General features: G+C 72.5%; 13 protein-coding genes. 2 read left to right on the top strand and 11 right to left on the bottom strand.

The window, feature by feature from the left end:
• Positions 1-135: 135 nt before the first annotated feature.
• The 5 genes from efeB to AB0K21_RS24525 all read right to left on the bottom strand — a co-directional run bounded on the left by efeB (position 136) and on the right by AB0K21_RS24525 (position 5046).
• A complete protein-coding gene (gene efeB, locus AB0K21_RS24545) occupies positions 136-1389 on the bottom strand; it encodes an iron uptake transporter deferrochelatase/peroxidase subunit (protein WP_343978919.1) in 1254 nt (417 codons plus the stop codon).
• 27 nt (positions 1390-1416) lie between these two features.
• Entirely contained in the window at positions 1417-2562 is a 1146-nt protein-coding gene (efeO, locus tag AB0K21_RS24540) for an iron uptake system protein EfeO (RefSeq protein WP_343978921.1), read from the bottom strand.
• Positions 2563-2583: 21 nt separating this feature from the next.
• Positions 2584-3435, bottom strand: coding sequence for an iron uptake transporter permease EfeU (efeU, locus tag AB0K21_RS24535; protein WP_343978923.1), 852 nt, complete (start codon positions 3433-3435; stop codon positions 2584-2586).
• A gap of 182 nt (positions 3436-3617) precedes the next feature.
• A complete protein-coding gene (locus tag AB0K21_RS24530; RefSeq protein WP_343978926.1) occupies positions 3618-4271 on the bottom strand; it encodes a TetR/AcrR family transcriptional regulator in 654 nt (217 codons plus the stop codon).
• Entirely contained in the window at positions 4261-5046 is a 786-nt protein-coding gene (locus AB0K21_RS24525; protein WP_343978929.1) for an SDR family NAD(P)-dependent oxidoreductase, read from the bottom strand. The genes AB0K21_RS24530 and AB0K21_RS24525 overlap by 11 nt, the downstream gene beginning before the upstream one ends.
• Positions 5047-5325: 279 nt before the next feature.
• On the opposite strand from AB0K21_RS24525, the gene AB0K21_RS24520 reads away from it, so the two are divergent.
• A complete protein-coding gene (locus tag AB0K21_RS24520) occupies positions 5326-6318 on the top strand; it encodes an alpha/beta hydrolase (RefSeq protein ID WP_343978932.1) in 993 nt (330 codons plus the stop codon).
• 107 nt (positions 6319-6425) lie between these two features.
• Here the strand turns inward: AB0K21_RS24520 and AB0K21_RS24515 are convergent, their stop codons facing one another.
• The gene (locus AB0K21_RS24515) at positions 6426-7262 is read right to left on the bottom strand and encodes an AraC family transcriptional regulator (protein ID WP_343978935.1); all 837 of its coding nucleotides are present in this window, start codon (positions 7260-7262) and stop codon (positions 6426-6428) included.
• A gap of 154 nt (positions 7263-7416) precedes the next feature.
• Here AB0K21_RS24515 and AB0K21_RS24510 point away from each other — a divergent pair, with 154 nt between their 5' ends.
• A complete protein-coding gene (locus AB0K21_RS24510; RefSeq protein ID WP_343978938.1) occupies positions 7417-7827 on the top strand; it encodes a DUF2000 domain-containing protein in 411 nt (136 codons plus the stop codon).
• Positions 7828-8047: 220 nt separating this feature from the next.
• Here the strand turns inward: AB0K21_RS24510 and AB0K21_RS24505 are convergent, their stop codons facing one another.
• From AB0K21_RS24505 to AB0K21_RS24485, 5 genes are all read right to left on the bottom strand, one after another.
• The gene (locus tag AB0K21_RS24505; protein WP_343978941.1) at positions 8048-8518 is read right to left on the bottom strand and encodes a hypothetical protein; all 471 of its coding nucleotides are present in this window, start codon (positions 8516-8518) and stop codon (positions 8048-8050) included.
• Positions 8519-8757: 239 nt separating this feature from the next.
• Positions 8758-9063, bottom strand: a complete 306-nt coding sequence (locus AB0K21_RS24500) for a hypothetical protein (protein WP_343978944.1) — start codon at positions 9061-9063, stop codon at positions 8758-8760.
• A 143-nt stretch (positions 9064-9206) separates the two neighbouring features.
• On the bottom strand, positions 9207-10481 hold the full coding sequence (locus tag AB0K21_RS24495) for a lysine N(6)-hydroxylase/L-ornithine N(5)-oxygenase family protein (protein WP_343978947.1): 1275 nt from the start codon (positions 10479-10481) through the stop codon (positions 9207-9209).
• A gap of 68 nt (positions 10482-10549) precedes the next feature.
• On the bottom strand, positions 10550-11575 hold the full coding sequence (locus AB0K21_RS24490) for an iron-siderophore ABC transporter substrate-binding protein (RefSeq protein WP_343978950.1): 1026 nt from the start codon (positions 11573-11575) through the stop codon (positions 10550-10552).
• Positions 11576-11667: 92 nt separating this feature from the next.
• Positions 11668-23769, bottom strand: a complete 12102-nt coding sequence (locus tag AB0K21_RS24485) for an amino acid adenylation domain-containing protein (RefSeq protein WP_364153424.1) — start codon at positions 23767-23769, stop codon at positions 11668-11670.
• Positions 23770-23816 lie beyond the last annotated feature (47 nt).

Raw genomic sequence — 23816 nt, 5'->3', positions numbered from 1 at the left:
GAGACGGGAACTCCGGCGACTGGGAACACCGCCATGGCGACGCGGCGGCGCGCGGCCCTTCACCGGCTGTGGCCACCAGGCCCGTCGCCGCGCGGAACAGCGCTTTTCGAGGGCGTCCCGCACCGGCCTCGATGGTCAGGAGAACAGAGCGCGGCCCCAGTAGTCGCCCGCGTCGCGCACGCCGGGCGGGCAGGCGAACAGGGCGCTGGAGACGTGCTTGATGTACTCGTTGAGGGAGTCCTTGCCCGCCAGGGAGCGTTGCACGGTGACGAACTGGCGGTGGGGGTCGCGCTGGTAGGCCATGAAGAACAGGCCGGCGTCCAGCCTGCCCAGGCCGTCGGAGCCGTCCACGTAGTTGTAGCCGCGGCGCAGCAGGTGCGCACCGCCGTTGTGGGACGGGTGGGCGAGCCGTACGTGCGCGTCGTCGAAGATCAGGGGCTTCCCGTCGGGCCCCTTGGCCTCGAAGTCGATCGGGTCGAACTCGTTCTTCTTGCCCAGCGGTGCCCCCTCCCCCTTGTCCCGGCCGAAGATCTGCTCCTGCTCGACCAGCGGCGCCCGGTCCCAGGTCTCGACCAGCATCCGGATCTTGCGGGTGACCAGGTAGCTGCCGCCGGTCATCCAGTCGGGGCCGTCGCCGGAACCCACCCAGAGCTGCTCCTTCAGCAGCGCCACGTCCTCCAGCTTGAGGTTGGCCGTGCCGTCCTTGAACCCCATCAGGTTGCGCGGCGTCGCCTGCGCGCGCGAGGTCGACGAGGTGCGTCCGAAGCCGAGCTGGGACCAGCGCACCGAGACCCGGCCGAAGCCGATGCGCGCCAGGTTACGGATGGCGTGCACCGCCACCTGCGGGTCGTGCGCGCACGCCTGCACGCACAGGTCACCGCCGGAGATCTCCGGCAGCAGCGCGTCGCCGGGCAGGTGCGGCAGGTCGGCCAGCGCGGCCGGCCTGCGCGAGGCCAGCCCGAACCGGTCGTCGAAGAGCGATCCGCCGAAGCCGACGGTCAGCGTCAGCCCGGAGGCGGGCAGGCCGAGGGCCTCGCCGGTGTCGTCCGGCGGCGCCTCCGGCTCGCCGCCGACCGCGCCGAACGCGCCCGCCTCCTGGCCCTGAGTCATCCGGGCCGCGGCGGCGGTCCACTCCTGGAGCAGTTCGGCCAGCTCCGCCTTCTTTTCGGTGATGACGTCAAAGGAGACGAAGTGCAGCCGGTCCTGTGCCGGGGTGACGATGCCCGCCTGGTGCTCGCCGTAGAAGGGGACCGCGTCGGAGACGGAGGCGACCGTGGTGGGCGCGGGCTCGTCACCGATCCCGCGCACCGCGATCACACCCGCGCCGGCGACCGCCACGCCGGCCGCGCCCATGCCGAACAGCTTCCTGCGACTGATCCGCTCGCTCATCGAACCCTCTCTACGACAGGTCGCTCGTTACTTCGCCACCACCGCGGCGATCTTACTGATCGGCTCGGCGAGCGCGTTGATCGCGTCCGACAACTTCTTGAGGTCGTCCTTGGACAGCTCGGTGTGCAGCTTCCAGCCGTCGCCCTTCTGGTGCGCGCCGAGCGCGGCCTCGGCCCCGGCGAACTTCTCGTCCAGCGTCTTCACCAGCTCCGGGGCGCGTTCCTCCAGAACGGGACGGAGCGCCTGCACCGCGGCCTTGGAACCCTGCAGGTTGGCGTCGAAGTCCCACAGGTCGGTGTGCGAGTAGCGGTCCTCCTCACCGGTGATCTTCCCGGAGGCCACCTCGTCGAGCAGGCCCTTGGCGCCGTTGGCCAGCAGCACCGGCGACAGCTCGGCGGAGTTGGACTGCTCCACGATGGTCTTGATGTCGGCCATCAGCTTGTCGGCGATCGGGCCGTCCTTGCTGACATCCTTCTTGACCCAGAGGTCCTTCTCGATCCGGTGGAAGCCGGTCCACTCCTCCCCCTCGGCCACGTCGTTCTCCCGGGCGTCGATGGCCGGGTCGAGGTCGCCGAAGATCTCCGCGACCGGCTCGATCCGCTCCCAGTAGGTGCGGGAGACCGGGAAGAGCGCCTTGGCCTTGTCGATGTCCTCGGCCTTGACCGCGTCGACGAACTCCTGCGCCTTGACCAGCAGCGTGTCGCTCTGCGACTTGATGTAGCGCTTGTAGCTGGCGGTCGCCTCAGCGAGCTGGGCGTCGTCGCTGAGCGGCTTGTGCTCGCCGGTGACCTTGAGCGGGCCGCGGACGCCCTTGCCGACCATGCCGGGCTTGCAGGCGGTCTCGTAGCTGCCGGCCGGCAACTCGACGATCACCTCGCGGGTCAGGCCCGGCACGATGTTCTCCACCTCTCCCATGACCCGGTCGCCGGGAGCGTAGACGTAGAACTCGGTCACCTTGGTGCCACCGTTGGTGATCGCGAATGTCGAGGTGCCCGCGGCCACCTCGGTGACGGCGACCTTGCACTCGGTGTCGGTGGCGGCCACCGCGACGGGACCGCCCTTGGCCGGAGCCGCGGAGGCACCCGCGTCCGTGGCCGGGGTGGGCTCGGAGGAGCAGGCCGCGAGGCCGGTGAGGGCGAGTGCGCCCGCGGCGATGGCAAGGGAAGTACGCATGATCGTCCTGTTCAGGCGGTTTCAGCCCGCGGGCTGCGGGTCGGTCGAGGGGGTGGCGGGTGAGGGGGTCGGGCGGCTGCGCCACGGCCGCAGGAAGAGGATGAGCGTGGGCACCGCGTAGGCGGCCCAGGCCACCGTCTCCAGCACGCTCGGCTGCGGGGTGATGTTGAACATCCCGGCCAGCAGGGCACCGTACCAGGAGTCGGCGGGCAACACGCCGCTGATGTCGAAGGCGTAGCTGGACAGGCCCGGCAGGACGGCCGCCTCCTGCAGGTCGTGCACGCCGTACTTGAAGATTCCGGCGGCGACCAGGATCAGCAGCAGGCCGGTCCAGGTGAAGAACTTGGTCAGGTTGATCCGCATCGCGCTGCGGTAGATGGCCCAGCCCAGCAGGACCGCGGTGATCAGCCCCAGGCTGATCCCGATCAGCGGGACCGCGGTGGTGGTGGCGCCCTGCACCGAGGCGAAGAACAGCAACGCGGTCTCCAGGCCCTCGCGCGCCACGGCGAGGAAGGCCATCACGACCACCGCGATCGCGCCGACCTCCAGGGCCTCGCTCAGCTTGGCGCGCAGGTCACCGGAGATCGTACGGGCGGCACCCCGCATCCAGAAGATCATCCAGGTGACGAACACGGTGGCCAGCAGCGAGGTGACCGCCTCGAACAACTCCTGCTGCCGGTATTCCAGATGGGCGACGGTGAAGGTGAGCAGCGCGCCGAACGCGATCGACAGCACGAGAGCGGCGCCGACCCCGGCCCAGACGAGGGGAAGCCGGTCACGTCGATCACTTTTGACGAGGAGAGCGACGAGCACGGAGACGACGAGCGCGGCCTCCAGACCTTCGCGTAATCCGATGAGATAGCTGGCGAACACCGTCACTCCATGAGATGGAAAGGCTTGCCTAAATTAGGGCAGGGCAACCTTACTCTTCACAAGGAGATAATTCCCACCGGGGTACGAAAGACATGAACAGTGCGGTGATAATGCCGTATGCGTATGATCAAGCGGTTCACCCCGTCTTTGGGCGTTCCACGCTTGGCACCTCGTACCCTCTCCTACCTCGCCATCGGAGCCTCGGCGGCCCGCAGGGATCGCCAGATCCGCTCGGGAAGCAGTCGGGACGCCTCGTCCAGGTCGATACCGGGGGCCCCGGCCAGCCAGCGGCGGGCCGTCTCCGCGACCGGGCCGACGACCAGCATCTCGATCAGCTCGTCGGGCAGCCCCACGACCAGCCCCGCCCTGATGTACGGTCGCAGCCAGCCCAGGATCCCGGCCAGCCTGGGCTCCTTCTCCTCCGCGATCAGATCCTCGTGCGCGGCCAGGAAGTCGGCGTAGGCGGAGGCGTGGACGAAGCGCGCGGCGGCCGTGTGCTCGCGGGTGAAACCGAGATATCCGGTGACCACGGCCCGGACGCCGGCGGCGGCCCGCGCCTCGGTACCGTCGCGGGGGCCTCCCTCCCGCCCCTGCGGCACCGCGTCGAGTGCGGCGATGACGGCGTCGAGCAGGTCGGACAGGCAGCGCGCGTAGAGGGCGGCCGCCAGCCCGTCGAAGCTGCCGAAGTGGTGGTAGAGGCTTCCGACGCTGACGCCGCTGGTAGCGGTCACCGCCGTCATGGTGAAGCCGTCGGCGCCCTTCTCCGCGTAGAGGTCCAGTGCCGCCGCCAGCAGCCGCTCCCGGGTCTGCTCGCCGCGCCGCTGCCTAGGCGACACCGGTCAGCTCCGCGGCCTGCGCCCACAGTTCCCCCGCCCGCGCGGGGTCGGCGGCCACGGAGGCGAGGGGCAGTTCGCGGTCGACGTCGAAGTACCGTCCGGTGCCGGCCCGGTCGAGCGCCAGCCGTACGACCGGCGCCGCGCCGTCGGCCGGCGCCTTCCACAGCCGCTTCGCGGCCCTCAGCAGCACCCCCGCGAGGCCGCTCCGGTCACCGAGCCCGGTCCTGATCACTCCGGGGTGGACGGCGTCGATCGTGATGCCCCGTGACCTCCAGCGCTCGGCCCACAGCGGCATCAGCGCCAGGTTGCAGAGCTTGGTGTTGGCATAGGTGCGCAGCGGAGAGAAGTCCGCTCCGGCCGGGGTGCGCGCGAGGTCGACCTGGCCCGTGCCGTACAGGCCCGCGGTGACCTGGACGACCCTGCTCAGGCGATCCTCCAGCAGGTGGTTGAGCAGGAAGGGCGCCAGGTGGTTGACGGCGAAGGACTCCTCGAACCCGTCCTCGGTGAGCCGCCGCGCCGATGGCCAGATCCCGGCGTTGTGCACCAGCACGTCGAGCCGCGGGCAGGTTCCGGCCAGTGCCTCGGCGACGGCCCGGACCCCTTTCAACGTCGAGAGGTCTCCGGCGACCAGATCGGCGCCGAGCCGGGCGGCCTCGCCCGCCGCGGCGGGGTTCCTGGCCACGACCACCACCCGGTGATCGCGGCGGGCGAACTCCTCGGCCGTGGCCAGGCCGATCCCGCGGTTGCCACCGGTGATGACGACAGTAGGTCCCATGGCTAAATCGTAGCCGATTCTAGAGAGACTCTCTAGAATCGGGAGGCCGCCGGACGGCATCTCGAAAGGTGAGCGGCGGGGCCTCGCGGGAAGAGCCGGTGGCCGTCGCCGGAGAGACGCGGGCCGCCCTCATGTCGTCCATCTCACCGTGCCCGGCTCGTACCCGATCCGGTTCCTCCCGGAGGAGGAGGGACCGGGCAGAGGTGAAACACGGGTAGCACCGCGGGTTCCTCTCCGTGGAGGAGGGAACGGGCGAGCCGTTTCCCTAGATTCGGAAACATGAAGGACGAAGAGCCCCCGAACACCCGGGTACGACCCGGCAGGTGGCGACCACGAAGGCTGCTGCTGCGGATCACCGCCTGGGGCGCGGGACTGTTCGTGCTGACGGCGGGGGCCGGGTTCCTCTACGAGACGGCCGCCCGGCAGGACGACGCCGGACGACACCGGCCACCGGGGCGGCTGGTCGACGTGGGTGGCCACCGCCTCCACCTGCACTGCACCGGGAGGGGCGCGCCCACCGTCGTGCTCGAGGCGGGACTGGCGGAGTCGAGCGCGAGCTGGGAGACGATCCAGCGCGGGCTCGCCACCGGCAGCCGGGTGTGCTCCTACGACCGGGCCGGATACGCCTGGAGCGAGGACAGCCCTCTGCCGCGTACGGCGGAGCACCTCGCCGAAGAGTTGCGCACGTTACTGGCCGTCGCCGGGGAGGCAGGACCTTACGTCCTGGTCGGGCACTCCTACGGCGGCAACACCGTTCGTGTCTTCGCCGACCGGTGGCGAGACCTGACCGCCGGGCTGGTGCTGATCGACGTCACCGATGAGACGGCCGGTACCGCGCTGCTGATCTCCCGGCCGCTGATCTCGGCCCAGTTCACCGTCAACCAGCTGATCGCCCGGCTCGGCCTGCTGCGGCTGCTGGACGACGTCTTCGTACCGGCCGACGCCACCGCGACGGCCCGCGCCCACGCCACCGTCGTCTACGGTTCCAGCAGCATGGCAGCCGGCCGCGCCGAGGCCTGGGCCTCGGTGGACAGCGCCGCCCAGGTCCGCGCGACGGTCCGTCCGAAGGCCTGGGGTGACCTGCCGGTAGTGGTCATCTCCGCGGGAGGCCAGCCGGCCGAGGCCGTCGCGCACGCCCGGAGCCTGGCCGCGCTGTCGGCCCGGGGCCGCCTGGTCGTCGCGGACACGACCGAGCACTATGTTCAGAACGCCCAGCCCGACCTCGTCCTCGACGCGATCGGCGAGGTCGTCGCCGCCCACCGGAAGAGCTGACCCGCCCCGCGCCGCCGAACACGCGCAGGCCGGCGACGCGGGAACCCTGTCCACCTCCGGCACCGTCGCCCTGCCGTGACGGACCGATCATGAGGATGCCTCTCGGTTCAGCGGGCGGCACGGCGATAGACACCCGGGGTGATGCCGTACCAGCGGACGAACCAGCGGTTCAGATGACTTTGGTCGGCGAAACCGGTCTCCGCCGCGGCGTCCGCGATCGGCGTGCCCCGCGACAGCAGCCCACGAGCCACCCGCAGGCGAACCTGCCGCTGGTAATCGCTCGGCGCCATCCCGTACGCCGCCCGGAAGGCCCGGTAGACGGTGAACCTGCTGGATCCGGACACGGCGGCCAGGGAGTCGGCGGTGTGGTCGGTCCGGTAGTCGTCCTCGAGCAGTTCCGCCACTTGCCCGGCGACGTCCGCCGCGCCCCGGCTCCCCGCCCGGAACCGCGGGCCCCTCGCGGCGGGACCGCTGAGGGCCGCGCGGCGGACCAGGTCGGGAATGACCGCGTCCAGCAGCTCGTCGGCGACCAGGGCGGGGGCTCCGCCGAGAAGCGCGGCGTGCAGGCGGCCCAGCCCTCCGGCGAGCACCGGGTCGTGGACGACCGGCTCGGCGAACAGCGGCAGCCCGGCCGCGCGGCCCGCGAACCCGGCCAGCGCACCGGAGACGAGCTCGGGGCCGATGTGCACGATCCGGTAGGTGAAACCGAGCTCGTCGGCCGCCCGGCCGTCGTGCGGGTCGTCCGGGTTGAACGCCAGCACCATCCCCGCCGTGCTCGTGTGGCCCGCACCCCGGCAGGTGAACGCCTGCCGGCCGTCGTCGGTGATCCCGAAGGAGTAGGTCTCGTGGCTGTGCCGGTGGTAGGTGTGCCGCTCGAAGTGGGCGTGCATCGCCTCCAGCCCCGGCCGGGGCGAGCACCAGTAGCGCGACCAGTCACCTGACATGGGGCCATTGAATCGCTTCCCGGTCACGGTTCCGGTGTTCGGAACGGTCAGGGCTTGGCCGTCGCCCACCTCGACCGGAGACGAGAAGCAGCTCACTCTCGTGCCGCACGAGCGTTCAATACCCGGCGGGGCGCGGCCGGAGATGCTGCGGGACATGCGTTTCGACACGAAGATCGGCATTGTGGTGCGCGCGGACCTCGCCCTCTGGCAGAAGCTCAACGTCACCGCGTTCCTGGCGAGCGGAGTGGCGGGGGGCGGACCCGAGGCGATGGGCGAGCCGTACGCCGACGGGTCCGGCAACCACTACCTGGCGATGTTCCGCCAGCCCGTCCTGGTCTACGCCGCGGACGGCCCCGGCCTCGCCGCGGCACACGCCCGCGCGCTGGCACGCGGGCTGGAGACGGCCCTGTACACGGAGGAACTGTTCAAGACCGACAACGACGAGGACAACCGGGCCGCGGTGCGCGCCGTGCCCGCCGAGGAACTCCGCCTGGTCGGGCTCGCGGTGTACGGCCCGCGCAACGGGGTCGACAAGGTGCTCAAGGGGCTCGCCCTCCACCCCTGAACCGGGCGGAGTCGCTCGACGGCGCGGCGGCATCGCGACCGGAGGAGGGGCATGGCCCGCCATGTGCCCGCCGCACCGGCCGACCGGGCCGGCGCGCACGGAGCCGACCGCGGGTGTCCCCGGGTGGGGCGCGACGACATCCCGGCCGTCCGGGCTGTACGAGCGGACGGGGTCCGGCGGGACACCCGGTCACCGTTGCCGCACCGCGGGGTGAGTACGGCTAGCGCGGCCAGTTGGCGACGGTCTCGGCGCGGATGACGTCGACATGGCAGTGCGAGGTTCTGCGCTTCCTGCTGTCCAGCACGCAGACCCTGACGTCCACCCGGGTGATCTCCCCGTCCGAGGACAGCCTGAACAGGTCGTTCGCGCGGCAGGTCGAGCGTGGCCGGGCCCAGCCCGTACCGCCTCCGGTGTAGTGGAACCTGGCGCGGATGTAGGCGCAGTGGCCGGGGTGTCCGTCGCGGTCGTGGAGCGTTCCGGACACGGTGAACGTCTCGGCGCCGAAGTCCGTGATCCACACGTTGGCCCTGGCATACCCGCCGTGCCCGCCCGCCGACCGGACCGGCCCCCAGTGGAGCAGGTCCCCGCTCACCGCTCCCGCGGTGGCCTTCTCCGTCGTGGCCTCCGCCGCGACGGCCGGGCCTCCGGCGAGCAGCGCCGTCAACATCACACCGATCAATCCCTTACGCATGGCTAAAGGGATATCCCCGTCGACTTGGAAGCCCCTTGCGTCTGGCTTGTCCCGGGGCGGGCTCCGGGACGAGAAGGTCTCAGCCCGGCCGGAGCCGCCCGGCCGGCCGCACAGGACGGCCGTCCGGGCAGATGCCCGGACGGCCGTCCGGTGCGCCGCGGAAACCCTCGCGGTGAGCCCTCCACAGCGTGGACGGCACGATCGCACGTACCTGGTCCACGGTGTCCCGGCTCCGCCGGTCAGGGCTTGGTGATCTGGGCGGGCGGTGTCCCCTCGGGCTTGGGAACACGGATGGTGTCGGAGGGCTTCTCCCCCTTGTTGCGCGCGGCCAGGGTCGGATAGCAGTCGTAGTAGCAGTAGTAGGCGTCGCAGTACCGCAGGTAGCAGATCCAGCCGTCCGCAGCCGTGGACGAGCAGGCGACCGCCGGCGCGACCTGGGACGACGCGGCGTGGGCACCGGTCACGGGAAGTACGCCGAGTAGGCCGGCGCCGGCCAGAACCGCCCCTGCCAGGCCGATGCGGACACTGCGGGTGAAGGTGTTCATGATCCTCCTCGGTTACCTACGGAGCATGGCACCACCAAAGGTAATCAAGTGAACACATGGAGTCACGCAGCCGATCACCCCGTGTCGGGACGTTCCGCGCCCGAGCGGGCCGAGGAGTCCGGCGCCGCCTTCCGGAACGCCGGTTACGACTCGGCCCCCTGGGGGACCCCCGCCGAGCGCCGGGCGATGGAGCGCACGATCTCTCCGGTGCGGACGGCGGTCATGGACAGCAGCGAGGAGGCGATCCCGTGGGTGTCCTCGGTGGCCCCCTGGAGGTAGACGCCCCAGGTCCGGCCTGGGACGGTGGCGACCCGGTAGTCACGCTCCACCAGCAGCGCGCCCGTCTCACCCGTGAGGCAGTGCTCGCCCGCCTCGCCGAGCAGGTCTCGCGGATCGCGCTCGCGGTAGCCGGTCGCGCAGACGACAGCGTCGGCCTCGATCGTGCTCACCTCGCCCGTGGGCAGGAAGCACATCCTGACGCGGGCGCCGTCGCCGTCGCCGTCCACGCCGAGCAGACGGGAGGCGTTCAGCATGCGCAGCCGCTCGACACCGGCGACCTTCTCCGCGTAGGAACGCCGGTAGAGCTCGTCGATGAGGTCGAGGTCCACCACCGAGTAGTTGGTGTTCCTGGAGTAGGCGAGCAGCATGCGCTTCACCTCCTCGGGGGCGGCGAAGAAGTGGTCGACGGCCTGCGGGTCGAAGATGCGGTTGGCGAAGGGGCTGTCGTCGGCCGGCGAGTAGCCGTACCTGGTGAAGACGGCGCAGACCTCCGCGGACGGGTAGGTGCGGTGCAGGTGCTCGGCGGCCTCGGCCGCGCTCTGCCCGGCGCCGACCACGACGAACCGTGCCGGGACGCGCTCGCCGAGGGATTCGAGCCTGGCCAGCAGTTCCTCGGTGTGCCAGATCCGCTCGCCCTGCCGCACGCCGTCGGGCAGCACGGGTTCGAGTCCGGCCGCGATCACGAGGTTGCGCGTCAGGCAGGTGTGCAGCTCGTCGCCGCGTTCCACGACGACCTCGAGGGTGTCGTCGTCGTACGGACGCACCGCGACGACCTCGGAGTCGTAGCGCACCAGACCGGCGAAGGAGGCGGCGACCCATTCCAGGTAGTCGTGGAACTCCAGCCGGGTGGGAAACATGGTCTTGTGGTTGATGAAGTCGACCAGCCTCCCCCTGTCCTGGAGGTAGGACAGAAAGGAGTAGGAGCTTGTCGGGTTGCGCAGGGTGACCAGGTCCTTGAGGAAGTGCACCTGCATCGTGGCGCCCTCGATGAGCATGTTGCGGTGCCAGCCGAACCTGGGTTGCCTCTCGAAGAAGACCGCGTTCACATCGGAGCCGCGCTCCTCTTCCAGGGCCACCGCGAGCGCGAGGTTGGAAGGGCCGAAACCGATGCCCACGACGTCATAGACCGGGCTCGACATGTTCGCCTCTCACATATTGAGGAGATGGTCCCCGCCACCGAGGCGGCGGGGAAGGGGGGCGGGGTGTGTCAGGACGCGCCGGCGGCCTTGGCCGCCTCGGCGACCCGCGGCACGACCTGGTCGATCACGTGGGGGACCGCCAGCGGCGTCGGCGTGCGCAGCGGCCAGAACGCGGTGAGGTCCAGCGGCACGTAGGAGCCCCGCCTGACCACGTCCAGGCCGGCGAAGAGCTTGTTGGCCTCGATCTTCTTCTGCGTGGCGGCGTCGTCGTTGTAGTGGCTGAGCAGCAGGTCGACGTCGAGGACCTTGACCTTCTCCATGCTCAGCTCGGCCGCGAAGCCGTCGCCGGGAAGCGTTTTGATCTCCTCGGGCAGCACCAGCCCGAACTGCTCGAAGAGCTGGACGCTGATATCGGTTTCGGACTTCAGCACGCCGATGTTCCCCGAGGGGAAGACGCTGGTCAGCGCGAACTTCTTGCCGGACAGCTCGGGGTAGGCGGCCTTGACAGAGTCGATCTTCGCTTCGACGTCGGTGACGAGCTTCTCGCCCTCGTCGGTCCTGCCGACCGCCTTGGCGACCTGGCGGGCCACCGTCTGCCAGGAGTCCTCGGCGGGGCCGGTCTGGTAGGCGGTGGTCGGCGCGAGCTGGGAGAGGTTGGCGTACTCCTTGTCGATGTAGTAGTCGCCACCCGCGAGGATCAGGTCCGGCTTGAGCGCGGCGATCTGCTCCAGCGAGAAGCCCGACTCACCGGCCTTCAGCAGCGTCGGCTTGGCTCCGGAGATCCTGGGCGCGGTCCAGGGGGCGAGCCCGTCGGCCTGGACGCCGGTCAGTTCGGCCATGGCGATCGGCTGCACCCCCAGGGCCAGCAGGGTGTCCTGGTCCACCTCGCCGAGGGCGACGATGCGCTGGGGGGCGGATTCGATCGTGGTGGTGCCGAGCTTGTGCGTGATGGTGACCGGGAACCCGGAGGCGGCCTGGGTCGCGGGGGTGCCCGCGGCGGGCCGTTCGCCGCCGTCACCGGCGCACGCGCCCACCAGGCCGAGGCCCAGCAGCAGCGTTCCTGTCGCGGCCAGGCGGCGCATCGTGTCGCGCATAGGTGTGGGTTTCCTTCCAGAGCCGGCAAGGGCTCTCAGCATTAGGTAAGGCTAACCTAACTTAGCAATCTTTGGAGGCCGTGTGAAGCGCCTTATTCCAGCCGGTTCACGAGTTCGGCGACGGTCTGGGCGGTCATGAGGGTCGCGATCCTCACTCCGGCACAGCCCGGCTCCCTGCGAATCCGGCGCACCAGCTCCATGGCGAGCAGCGAGTGACCGCCCAGCTCGAAGAAGTTGTCGTGCGGCCCGACCACGTCCACCTCCAGGACCTCGGCGAACGCCCGGCACAACAGCGCCTCGCGGTCGTCGTCGCGCCGGGCGGCGTACCCGGTGCCGGCCTGGGTGACCGTACGGGCCTGGAGCGCCACCGGCAGGTCGCTCAGCCGCGTCTCCGGGTCGTCCGCGACGGTCTCCAGCACGTCGACGAGCGCGCGGAGCATCGTGTCGATCGTGGCCGGGTCGAACAGGTCGGCCGAGTAGTCGACGACGAGATGGAGCTCCTCGCCCCGCTCCCTGAAGATGAAGTCCAGGTCGAACTTGGCCGCGGGCGGGCTGAAGAGCGCCTCCCGCTGCCGCAGCCCGGGGAAGCGCACCTCGCCCATGGCCTGGTTCTCGTAGCCGACCATCACCTGGAAGAGCGGGTTGCGGCCGGGCACCCGGGGTGGCCGCAGCGCCTCGACGAGCGCCTCGAACGGCAGGTCCTGGTTGGCCAGACCGGCCAGGTCGGTGTCGCGGACGCGGGCGAGCAGCTCGGTGAAGGAGGGGTCGCCCGAGGCGTCGGCGCGGAGCACCAGCGTGTTGACGAAGAAGCCGACCAGGTCGCCGGCCGCCTCGTCGGTGCGGCCCGCGACGGGACTGCCCAGCGGGATGTCCTCCCCCGCTCCCGCGCGGTGCAGCAGCGCGGCGACCGCGCTCTGGCAGACCATGAACATGCTCCCCCGGGCCTCGCGCGCGAGCCCGCGGAGCCGCTCGACCAGCGCCTGGGGCAGCCGCCTGGTCACGGTCGCGCCGCGCTGGCCGACGGTGGCCGGCCTGGGCCGGTCCACCGGCAGCGGGATCTCCGCCGGCATGCCCGACAGCGCCTTCGCCCAGTAGGCGAGCTGGCGGGCGTGCGGGCTGCCCGGGTCGACCGGATCGCCGAGCAGCTCACGCTGCCAGAGCGTGTAGTCGGCGTACTGCACCGCGGGGGGCTCCCCCGCGGGCGCCGCTCCGTCCACCCGCGCGGCGTAGGCTCGTGCCACGTCCCTGGCGAACGGCCCGAAGGACCACTCGTCGAACGCGATGTGGTGGAAGACCGCGAGCAGTAGGTGCTCGTTCTCCCCCTCCGGGATGAGTGCGACCCGCAGCGGGATCTGGGTGGCCAGGTCGAACGGACGCGCGATCACCTCCTCCGGCGAGCAGGCCGTGATCTCCAGGGCGGGGCGTGCCGACTCCGGCGGCAGGACCCGCTGGTACGGCACGCCCTCGTGCTCGGCGAAGACGGTCCGCAGGCTCTCGTGCCTGGCCGTCACGTCGCCGAGCACGGCCTCCAGCGCGGCCACGTCGATCTCGCCGCTCAGGCGCACGGCCAGCGGCAGGTGGTACGCCTCGCGGGGCCCCTCGTCCTCACGCAGGATCTGGTCGAGCAGCCAGAGCCGGCGCTGCGCGTACGACAGCGGGACGCGTTCGGGACGCCGCCGGGGAGTCAGCGGGGGCCTGAGCGCGACACCGGCCGCCTCGTGCAACCGGGTGGCGAGCTCGGCGACGTTCGGCGCCTCGAACAGGTCCCGGATCGCGAGCTCGGCGCGGAGCACCGCGCGGACCCTGCCGACCAGCCGGGTCGCCAGCAGCGAGTGCCCGCCCAGCTCGAAGAAGTTGTCGTCGATCCCGACGCCGGCGACGTCGAGCACCTCGCCGAAGAGCGTGCACAGCAGCTGTTCCACCGCGGTCCTGGCGGCGCGGCCCCTGCCGCGCGGCCCCTGCCGGTCGGGGGCGGGCAGTGCCCGCCGGTCCAGCTTGCCGTTGACGGTCAGCGGGAGCGCGTCCAGCGTCATGACCGCGCTCGGCACCATGTAGCCGGGCAGCCGCCGCCTGAGCCCCTCGCGCACCCGGGCGGCGAGCGCCCCGTGGTCGCGGGCCGCCGCCGGGTTGTTCGCGTACGACGTGGGCCTGCGTTCCGGATCGGCCGGCAGGAAGGCTGCCCCGCCGCCGAAGACCGCGTCGTAGTGACCGACCTCGGCCGAGGGGGTGGTCACCACGCCCGGGTCGAGCGCGTACAGCAGTTCGGGTTCGACGCCCCGCGGGGATGCCCGCAACAGCTCGCGCGCCTCCTCCGCGAGGGCCCCGCCCTCGATCGCACGTAGCGCGGCGAGCTCGGCGGAGAGCCTGGGATCGGGGATGGCACGCACCCTGAGCGGCCCGGGAAGACCGCCGGACAGCCGGGTGGCCAGGTCGTCGAGGCCCGCCCAGTCCAGCACCGAGGTCTCGATGGAGGGCACGGCGGGTGACTTCCAGAGCGTCACGTCGTAGCGGTGCCTGCTGAGTTCGTTGTGGTGGACGCCGCGCTTGGTACGGACCTCCACCCGCGCGGCCAGGTCGAGGGCGGCGAAGAACGCGGGGTCGAGGAGGAGTTCCTTCTCCATCCGCACCGCCCGGTCGATCGCCGCCGCACCGATGCCGCCACCGTCGCCGTCGCCACCGCCCCTGCCGAGCTGGATCGCCGCGTGCAGGCAACGCACCGACCGCAGGTCGCGCACGTCGCCGATGAACAGCGCACCGCCGGGGGCGAGCAGGTCCATCGCGGCGGCGATCACGTCGGCGAGGTATCCGGCACTCGGGAAGTACTGGACCACGGAGTTGACGACCACCGTGTCGAAGTGGCCGGCGGGCAACCCCGCGGTGTCGTGGGCGGGCCGGCAGCTCAGGCGTACCGGCGAGCCGGGGCCGAGGTCCGCCTGGAGCTTGGCGATGACGGGGGCCGCGAAGTCGGTGCCCCAGTACTCCTGGCAGCCGGGGGCGAGCCGCGACAGCAGCAGGCCGGTGCCGACGCCGATCTCCAGCACCCGCCGGGGGGTGAGGGCCTGGACGCGGGCCACCGTGGTGTCGCGCCATTCGCGCATGTGCGCAAGCGGGATGGGCAGCCCGTCGTAGCTGCTGTCCCAGCCCGCGAAGTCCTCGGCGTGCACCGCCGTGCCGATCTCGGTGTACTCGGCGTCGTAGATCTGCCGCCACTCCGCCAGGTGCTCGCGCTCGGCGTCGGGCCGCGCGGCGCCGTCGGGCACCACGTAGCCGATGAGGCGCTTCACACCGGGCACGTCGGTGCCGACCGCGATGACGGCCGCCTGCCCGACGCCGGGCTCGGCCGCCAGCGCGCTCTCGACCTCCTCGAGCTCGACCCGGTAGCCGCGGATCTTCACCTGCTCGTCGGTGCGGCCCAGGAAGTCGATGTTGCCGTCCTGGCGCACCCGCACCAGGTCGCCGGTCCGGTACATCCGGCCGCCGCCGAAGGGGTCGGCCACGAACCGTTCGGCGGTCAGGCCGGGCCGGTCGAGGTAGCCGCGGGCCAGGCCCGCGCCCGCGATGTAGAGCTCCCCCGGCGCGCCCGGCGGCACCGGCCGCAGCCAGCCGTCGAGCACGTAGCCGCGGGTGTTCCAGATCGGCCTGCCGACCGTGGGCGTGGCGCTGTCCTCGGTGCCGCCGCCCAGCGTGTTGATCGTGTACTCGGTCGGGCCGTAGAGGTTGTAGCCGAGCACCCCCTCGGCCCGCGCGAGCCGGTCCCAGACCGCCGCGGGGACGGCCTCGCCGCCCAGCAGCACCAGCGGCGGGCGGTGCTCCCCGTCCAGCAGCCCCTCCTCCAGGAGTTGCTGCGCGTAGGTCGGCGTCACGTTGATCACGTCGATCCGGTGACGCCGCAGGTATTCGGTGAGCGCCTCGGCGTCGCGCCGCAGCTCCTCGTCGCAGACGTGCACCTCGTGGCCCTCGATGAGCCAGAGCAGTTCCTCCCACGACATGTCGAAGGAGAACGACACGGTGTGCGCGATCCGCAGCCGGCGCCCGGCCGAGGCCACCACCGGGTCGAAGATGTTGGCCCGGTGGTTGAACTGCATGTTGGTCAGACCCCGGTAGGGGGTGACCACGCCCTTGGGGCGCCCGGTGGAGCCGGAGGTGTAGATCACGTACGCCGGGTGGTCCAGCCGGCCCGGCACCTCCCTGCCGAAATCGGGCAGCTCCTGCCTCGTCAGCCCGGTGCCGGGCAGCGCGGCCAGCCGCTCCTGTACGGCCGGGTCGTCGAGCAGGACCGGGGCACCCGGGCAGGTCAGTCCGTCGGCGATGTCGCGGTGCGAGACCAGGCAGACCGGGGCGGCGTCGGCCAGCATGAAGTCCAGCCGCTCGGCCGGGTAGTCCAGCTCCAGGGGCAGGTAGGCGGCGCCCGTCTTGAGCACCGCGAACAGCGCGACGACCATCTCCGCCGACCGGGGCAGCGCCAGGGCGACCACCCGCTCGGGGCCCGCCCCGTGCGCCCTGAGCAGCCTGGCCAGGCGGTTGGCGGCGGCGTCCAGCTCGGCGTAGGTGAGCCGCACGTCGGGCTGGGAGACCAGGGCGAGCTCGTGCGGGGTGCGCTCGGCCTGCTCGGCGAGCAGCTCGGCGATGGTGAGGTCGGGCACCGGCCGTTCGGCCTCGGCCCAGTCCCGGCGCAGCCGGTCGTGCTCGTCGGGCAGCAGCAGGTCGAGCCGGTGGCAGGGGGTCTCGGGCGCGGCGGCCAGCGTCTCCAGGACCCGCACGTACCGGTCGGTGAGACGTTCGGTCTCGGCCTCGGTGAAGGCGTCGCCCCGGTACATGACGCGCAGGCCCGCACCGGGTTCGACGACCATGGTGATCGGGTAGTGGGTCGCGTCGCGGACCTGGCGGCCGAGCACCCGCACGTCGCCTCCGGGGCCGAAGCCGCGGTCGGTGGGCATGCCGGGGAAGTTCTGGAACACGAAGAGGGTGTCGAAGAGGGTCCCGAGGCCCGTCACCCGCTGCACGTCGGCGAGCGCGACGTAGGAGTGGTCGAACAGCTCCGACTGGAAGGTCTGCGTCCGTTCCAGTACGGCACGCAGCGGGTCCGCCGCGGCGGCCCGCACCCGGACGGGGACCGTGTTGAACAGCAGCCCGACGACGGACTCGACGCCGTCCACGTCGGGGTGGCGACCGGACACCGAGACGCCGAAGACCACGTCGTCACGGCCGGTGAGGCCCGCCAGCAGCAGCCCCCAGGCACTCTCGTACAGTGCGGCGAGGGTGAGCCCGGACTCTCGGGCGAGGGCACCGAGCCGACTGGTGAGGTCCTCGGGCAGCGCGCGGTGGATCTCCCCGGCACCGGCGAGGTCGGCGGGACGGTCGGCCGACTCGGGCCTGAGCAGGGTCGGCTCGTCGAGCCCGTCCAGAGCGCGGCCCCAGGACTTGGTCGCGGCCTGCCGGTCCTGCCCGTTCACCCAGTCGAGGTAGGCGTGGAAACCGACCACGGGACGGTCCCGCTCGGCGTCGGCGTCGGTGTAGAACTCCAGCAGCGAGGTGACCAGCAGGCCACCCGACCAGCCGTCCAGCAGGATCAGCTCGGAGGTGAGCACCAGCCGGAAGTCGTCCTCGGCCACCCTGGCCAGTGCGAAGCGGATCAGCGGCGGGGAGTCGGGGACGAACGGCCGGGCGCGTTGTGCCTCGACGAACGCCTCCAGCGCCTCCGCCTCGCCGGTCTCGGCATAGGTCCAGTCGACCTCGAACCGCTCCGGGACGAACTGCACCGCCCGGCCGCCGTCGGTGCGGAACCCGGCCCGCAGGTTGGGGAACTTCAGCAGCACCTGGCGCGCGGCCCCGGCGAGGCGGCCGGGGTCGACGGGTCCCGACAGGGTCACCACGGCCTGCTGGACGTAGACGTCGCGGTCCTCGCCGGCCAGCATCAGGTGGAACAGCAGCCCTTCCTGCAGCGGCGAGAGCGGCAGTTCGGCGCGCGACTCGGACGACCCGCCCGAGGGTGCCGTCACGCCCTCGGGGTGGACCCGCGCGGCGTCGGCGGGCACACCACCGGGCACATCACCGAACACATCGGCGGGCACATCGGCGGGCACATCGGCGGGCAGGGCCACCGCGATCCGGGCCAGGGCCTCGACGGTACGCGACCGGAAGACGTCGCGGACCGTGAAGGAGAGGCCCGCGCGGCGGGCGCGTCCCACCAGCAGGGCCGCGCTGATGCTGTCGCCGCCGGTGCGGAAGAAGTCGTCGTCGGCGTTGACGCCGTCCCGCCCGAGGGTCTCGGCGACGAGCCCGGCGAGGCCGCGCTCGGCGTCGGTCCGCGGCGCCCGGCCCTCGCGGGCCGCCGGCTCGGGCAGCGCCCGCCGATCCAGCTTGCCGTTGGGGGTGAGCGGCAGCCGGTCGAGGCCGACGAGCACCGAGGGGACCAGGTGGTCCGGCAGGATCTCAGCGAGCCCGGCGTGCAATGCGTCGAGGTCGAGGCCGGTCTCACCCACGATGTAGCCGACCAGGCGCGGGCCCGTGCGGGCCACCACGGCCGCCTGCCGCACGCCGGGCCGGGCGGCGAGCACCGCCTCGACCTCACCGGGTTCGACCCGGAAGCCACGGATCTTGATCTGGTCGTCGGCCCTGCCCAGGAAGTCCAGGGTGCCGTCGCGGCGGCGGCGCACCCGGTCGCCGGTGCGGTAGAGCCGCGAGCCCGGCGGGCCGAAGGGGTTGGCCACGAACCGCTCGGCGGTACGGGCCGGGTCATCGAGATACCCGCGCGCCAGGCCGTCTCCGGCCAGATAGAGCTCACCGACCGGCACCTCGCGAAGCCCGGCGTCCAGCACGTACTCGACGGTGTTGGCGATCGGGACCAGCCCGCCACCGCCCTCGGCGATCAGGCTGTCCCCGGCCGCCTCCGAGCAGCCGTACAGGTTGACCAGCCGGGAGGGGACCCGCTCGGCCAGGGCGGTGGGCAGGGCCTCGCCGCTGCTCACCCACGTGGTCACCGAGCCGAACTCTCCGGTCTCCAGGAGCGCGGCCAGCAGACTCGGCACGACGGTCACCAGGTTCACCCCGTGGCCGCGGATCAGTTCGGCCAGGGCGAGCGCGTCGGTGGCGGTCTCGTCGTCCGCGACGACGACGGTGTCACCGGCGATGAGGCCGCCGAGCAGTTCGGTGCTGCCGTCGATGAAGGCCGGGGAGCTCTTGGCCACCCGCACGCCGGCCGCGGCGAGATCGGCGCCCCAGGCGAGCCGGTTGGCCAGCGCCCGCTGGGTTCCGACGACGGCCTTGGGCGTCCCGGTGGACCCCGAGGTGAAGATCACGTACGCGGGGTGGTCGGGGTGGGGCCGGTGCCGGGCGCGGGGCGGCGCGTCCAGGGGCGGCTCGTCGGCGCCGACCACCAGCAGGGGCCGGGCGACTCCGAGCATCATCTCGATCCGGGAGCGGGGATAGGTCGTGTCGATGGGCAGGTAGGCCGCACCGGTCTTGAGCACGGCGAGCAGCGCCACGACGAACTCGGCCGAGCGGGGCAGCGCGATCGCGACGATCTTCTCGGGACCCGCTCCCGCCGCGGCGAGCCGGTCGGCGAGGGCATCGGCCCGCTCGTCCAGTTCGGCGTAGTCGAGCACGGTGCCGCCGCAGACGACGGCCGTGGCGTGCGGGGTGCGCGCCACCTGTGCCTCGATCCGCTCGGCGACGGTGAGCGGGGGGAACTCCCGGACGGTGTCGGGCCTGATGACCGGGGCGCCGAGCGACGACAGGCGCCGCGCCGGGTCCTCGGTGACCCGATCGAGCAGTTCGCCGAGGTCGGCGAGCAGGCCGGTGACGGTCCCCGCGTCGAAGAGGTCGGCGGCGTAGGCGACGAACCCCTCGATCCGCTCCTCGCCCTCGGCGAAGTAGATGTCCAGGTCGAACTTGACGCCGCCGGTCTCGGGCAGGAACGGCTCGGCGCGCACGCCGGGCAGCCGCAGCCGCACGTCCTCCAGCCGCTGGTGGACGATCATCACCTGGAACAAGGGGCTGCGGGCGAGCGAGCGCTCCGGCGCGAGCCGTTCCACGACCTGCTCGAACGGCACGTCGGAGTTGGAGAACGCGGCGAGGTCGGTGTGCCGGACCCGCTCGAGCAGTTCGGTGAAGCTCGGGTCCCCCGACAGGTCGGTGCGGAGCACGACGAGGTTGACGAACACCCCGACCAGGTCCGCGAGGTCCGCGTCCGCCCGGCCCGCGATGGGCGAGCCGAGCGCGACGTCCTCGCCCGCGCCCGCCCGGTGCAGCAGCGCGGCCACGGCGGCGTGCAGGACCATGAACACGCTGGTTCCGGTCTCCAGGGCCAGCCTGCGCGCACCGGCCAGCGGCAGCTCGAACGAGGTCAGCCCGCCCCGGTGGCTCGCCTCGGCGGGCCGGGGCCGGTCGGCCGGCGGCGTGCTCTCCTCGGGTGGTTCGCGGAGCGTCCGCTCCCAGAAGGCCAGCTGGTCGGTGAAACCGGCGGTCCGGCTCTGCCAGACGGCGTAGTCGGCGTACTGCACGGGCAGCGGGGCCCAGTCGGGCGCGGTGCCCGCGCCGCGGGCGGTGTAGGCGCGGGACAGGTCGGCGAGCAGCGGCGTGAACGACCACTCGTCGGCGGCGGCGTGGTGCTGGAGCACGACCAGGACGGACTCCTCGGCGGAGACACGCAGCAGGGTCGCCCGGATCGGCAGGTCGGCGCCGAGGTCGAAGACGTGCGAGGCGGCCCGCGCCTCGGCGGCCCGCAGCCGCGCCTCGGTCCAGCCGCGCGCGTCCACCACGTCGAACACGATCCCGCCGGCCTCGCCGGCCTCGCCGACCTCTACGACACGCTGGACCGGCAACCCGTCGGGGCCCTCCACCAGCAGGGTGCGCAGCGCCTCGTGCCGCGCCACGACGTCGCCGAACGCGGCACGCAGCGCGTCGACGTCGACCGGGCCGTGCAGGCGCAGGCCGAGCGGGAGCGCGTCGGCGGCCGAGGGGCCGCGCAGCCGCTCCTCGAACCAGAAGCCGCGCTGGGCCGCCGAGGCGGGGACGACCTCGGGTCTGGTCACGTCGCGCACCCTCGGCCGGGTGCCCCGCACCAGCCTGGGCGCCAGCGTGGCGACGGTGGGCGCCTCGAAGACGTCGGCGATGGTGAGCTCGGCGTCGAGCGTGGCGCGCACCCGGCCGGCGAGGCGGGTGGCCAGCAGGGAGTGGCCGCCCAGCGCGAAGAAGTCGTCGTCGATCCCCACGTCGATTCCCAGCGTGTCCAGGCCGAGCGTCTCGGCGAAGACCGCGCAGAGCGCCGCCTCGCGGTCGTCGCGCGGCCCCCGGCTCGACACCTGTACCTCGGGTGCGGGCAACGCGGTCCGGTCGAGCTTGCCGTTGACGGTCCGCGGCAGTTCCTCAAGGGTGACCACCGCACCGGGCAGCATGTATTCGGGCAGCACTCCGGCCGCGGCGGCCCGCAGGTCCGCCTCCCGGAAGCCGGGGCGCGGCACGACGTAGGCGACGAGTCTCCGCTCGCCCGGCCTGTCCTCGCGGACCACGACCGCGACCCGCGCGACACCGGGGTGGGCGGCGAGCACGGCCTGCACCTCGTCGGGCTCGATCCGGAATCCGCGGATCTTCACCTGGTCGTCGCCGCGCCCCAGGTACTCCAGCGACCCGTCGCGGCTCCAGCGGGCCAGGTCCCCGGTGCGGTACATGCGCTCGCCCGGCGGGCCGAAGGGGTCGGCGACGAAGCGTTCCGCGGTCAGCCCCGGACGGCCGGCGTAGCCGCGGGCCAGCTGCTCGCCCGCGAGGTAGAGCTCCCCGGGGACGCCGACCGGCGCGGGACGCAGCGCGGGGTCCAGGACGTACGCGCGGGTGTTGGGGAACGGGCGGCCGATCCCGGTCGCCGGCAGGTCGGCGGAGGTCGCCCAGACCGTCGCCTCGGTCGGCCCGTACACGTTGACCGCCGACGCCGCCACCGAGTGGAGGGTCCCGGCGAGCGCGGCCGGCAGGGCCTCGCCGCCGACGAGCACCCGCAGCCCGGCCAGGGCGGCCGGCTCCAGCGAGCCCAGCAGCGAAGGGGTGCCCTGGACGATGGTCGCCCCGGCGAGCAGGCCGCCCAGCGCCGCGGGGTCGCGCACGGTCTCACGTCCGGCCAGCACGACGGTCGCGCCGCTGATCAGCGGTACGTACAGCTCCAGCGCCGCGATGTCGAAGGCGATCGTGGTCACCGCGACGAGCCGGTCCGCCGCGCCCAGGGCCAGGCGCTCCCGCATCGTGAGCAGGAACGCGGTGAGCGCGGAGTGCGGGATCGCCACACCCTTGGGGCGGCCGGTCGAGCCCGAGGTGTAGATGACGTACGCCAGGTCGCCGCCTCGGGCCGGATGTGACGGCTCGGGCTCGGGCAGGGGTCCGGACGGTGTCAGCACGGCGGTTCCCTCCGGGAGGAGGGCGGCGGTCTCCGGAGTCGCGATCACGCAGAGCGGGTCCGCGTCCTGGATCATGTAGGCCAGCCGGTCGGCCGGGTGCTCGGTGTCCAGCGGCAGGTAGGCGGCGCCGGACTTCAGCACGGCCAGCAGCGCGACCACCAGGTCCGGGGTACGGGGCAGGGCCAGCGCGACGACCCGGTCGGGTCCCGCGCCGCGCTCGCGCAGCAGCCGGGCGAGACCCGAGGCCCGCCGGTCCAGCTCCGCGTAGGTGAGCGTGCCCGGCTCACCGTCGCCCCCGCCTGCGACGGCGACCGCGTCCGGGGTGCGCGCGACCTGCTCCTCGAACAGGGAGGTCACCGTCGCGTCCTGGACGGGACACCCGGTGTCGTTCCACTCCGCCAGCAGGGCCAGTTCGTCCGCGGCGAGCAGCTCCAGGTCGGCGATCCGCAGGTCCGGGCGGCTCAGCGCGCTCTCAAGCAGCGTCTCCAGGTGGGCCAGGAGCGCGTCGACGCGCTCGTCGTCGAACAGCTCGCGCCGGAAGGTGGCCTCGACGGTCATGCCCTGTGGCCTGACGAACGCCTCAAGCGACAGGTCGAAGTGAGTGGTGCCGTTGTGGATGTGCGTCCAGCTCGTGGTGACGCCCGGCAGGTCCAGCTCGCCGATCTCCTGGGTGAGGAACAGCAGCATGGTGTCGAAGAACGGCGACCTGCCGCGCTGCCGTGCGGGCCGCAGCTCCTGGACGATCGTGTCGTACGGCAGCGTCCGGTGGGCGAACCCCTCGGTGCAGGTGTCGCGGACCCGGTGCAGGACCTCGCGGAAGGTGGGCGCGCCGGACAGGTCGGTGCGGAGCACGAGGGTGTTGCCGAAGTTTCCGGCCAGCCGCTCGATCTCGGTGTGCTCGCGGTTCATGACCGCCGAGCCGATCGCGATGTCGACGGCGCCGGTGTAGCGGTGCAGCAGCACCGCGTGGGCGGCGAGCATCACCATGTACGGGGTGACGTTCTCAGCGGCGGCGAGCCTCCGCATCCCCTCGGTGACCGTGTCGTCGAAACGACGCGCCCGGCGTCCGCCCCGTTCGGAGGCGGTCGCGCCGCGCGGGCGGTCGGCGGGCAGGTCGAGGGGCGCGGGCGGCGGGTCGAGGCGCCGCCGCCAGTAGTCCATCTCCTTGGCGGAGCGCGGGCGGCCCTGCTCCCAGGCGGCGAAGTCCGGATACTGGACGGTCAGCGTGGGAAGGCCGTCTGGCTCCCCCAGGACGGCGGCCCGGTACAGCGCCGACAGGTCGCGCGAGAGCGAACCCCAGGTCATGCCGTCCCAGGCGATGTGGTGCACGACCAGGACGAGGGCGTACCTCCGTGCGCCGAGCCGGAGCAGTTCCAGCCGGATCGGCCTCTCGGCGCGCAGGTCGAAGGGGAGCGCCGCGAGTCGCCCGGCGCGTGCCTCGGCGTCGGCGCAGTCGCGCACCGGAAGGTCGAGGGAGTCGTCGGCCAGGACGTGCTGCACCGGCCCGTTCTCGTCCCGGTCGTCGTAGACGGTGCGCAGCACCGCGTGGCGGCGGATGAGGGCGCGCAGCGCCTCGCGCAGCGCCTCCGGGTCGAGCTCACCCGACATGTGCACCAGCAGGCAGACGTTGTAGGCCGGGCTGGCGGGAAACGTCCGGTGGTGCAGCCACATGCTCTGCTGCGCGTAGGACAGCGGTGCGGGGCCGCCGGACCCGCGTGGCACGATCCTGTCCCTGCCTGGGCTGAGCCCCGCCTCGGCCATCATCCGCCGCATCAGTTCGCGCCGCCGTGCGACGTCCTGCTGTTCCCGCACGCTCAACTCTTTCTTTGTGGGTCCGGGGCCAGGCGATCACCCCGCCT

The sequence above is a fragment of the Streptosporangium sp. NPDC049248 genome (assembly GCF_040678965.1).
Classification (GTDB): domain Bacteria; phylum Actinomycetota; class Actinomycetes; order Streptosporangiales; family Streptosporangiaceae; genus Streptosporangium; species Streptosporangium fukuiense.
The sequence above is the reverse complement of the archived record's forward strand: the minus strand, read 5'-3'. Positions and strand labels throughout refer to the sequence as shown.

Coding starts and splice junctions, on each gene's coding strand:
- efeB (WP_343978919.1), bottom strand. CDS start 1,389: ATGAGCGAGCGGATCAGTCGCAGGAAGCTGTTCGGCATGGGCGCGGCC.
- efeO (WP_343978921.1), bottom strand. CDS start 2,562: ATGCGTACTTCCCTTGCCATCGCCGCGGGCGCACTCGCCCTCACCGGC.
- AB0K21_RS24525 (WP_343978929.1), bottom strand. CDS start 5,046: ATGGGACCTACTGTCGTCATCACCGGTGGCAACCGCGGGATCGGCCTG.
- AB0K21_RS24520 (WP_343978932.1), top strand. CDS start 5,326: ATGAAGGACGAAGAGCCCCCGAACACCCGGGTACGACCCGGCAGGTGG.
- AB0K21_RS24515 (WP_343978935.1), bottom strand. CDS start 7,262: ATGTCAGGTGACTGGTCGCGCTACTGGTGCTCGCCCCGGCCGGGGCTG.
- AB0K21_RS24510 (WP_343978938.1), top strand. CDS start 7,417: ATGCGTTTCGACACGAAGATCGGCATTGTGGTGCGCGCGGACCTCGCC.
- AB0K21_RS24505 (WP_343978941.1), bottom strand. CDS start 8,518: ATGCGTAAGGGATTGATCGGTGTGATGTTGACGGCGCTGCTCGCCGGA.
- AB0K21_RS24500 (WP_343978944.1), bottom strand. CDS start 9,063: ATGAACACCTTCACCCGCAGTGTCCGCATCGGCCTGGCAGGGGCGGTT.
- AB0K21_RS24495 (WP_343978947.1), bottom strand. CDS start 10,481: ATGTCGAGCCCGGTCTATGACGTCGTGGGCATCGGTTTCGGCCCTTCC.
- AB0K21_RS24490 (WP_343978950.1), bottom strand. CDS start 11,575: ATGCGCGACACGATGCGCCGCCTGGCCGCGACAGGAACGCTGCTGCTG.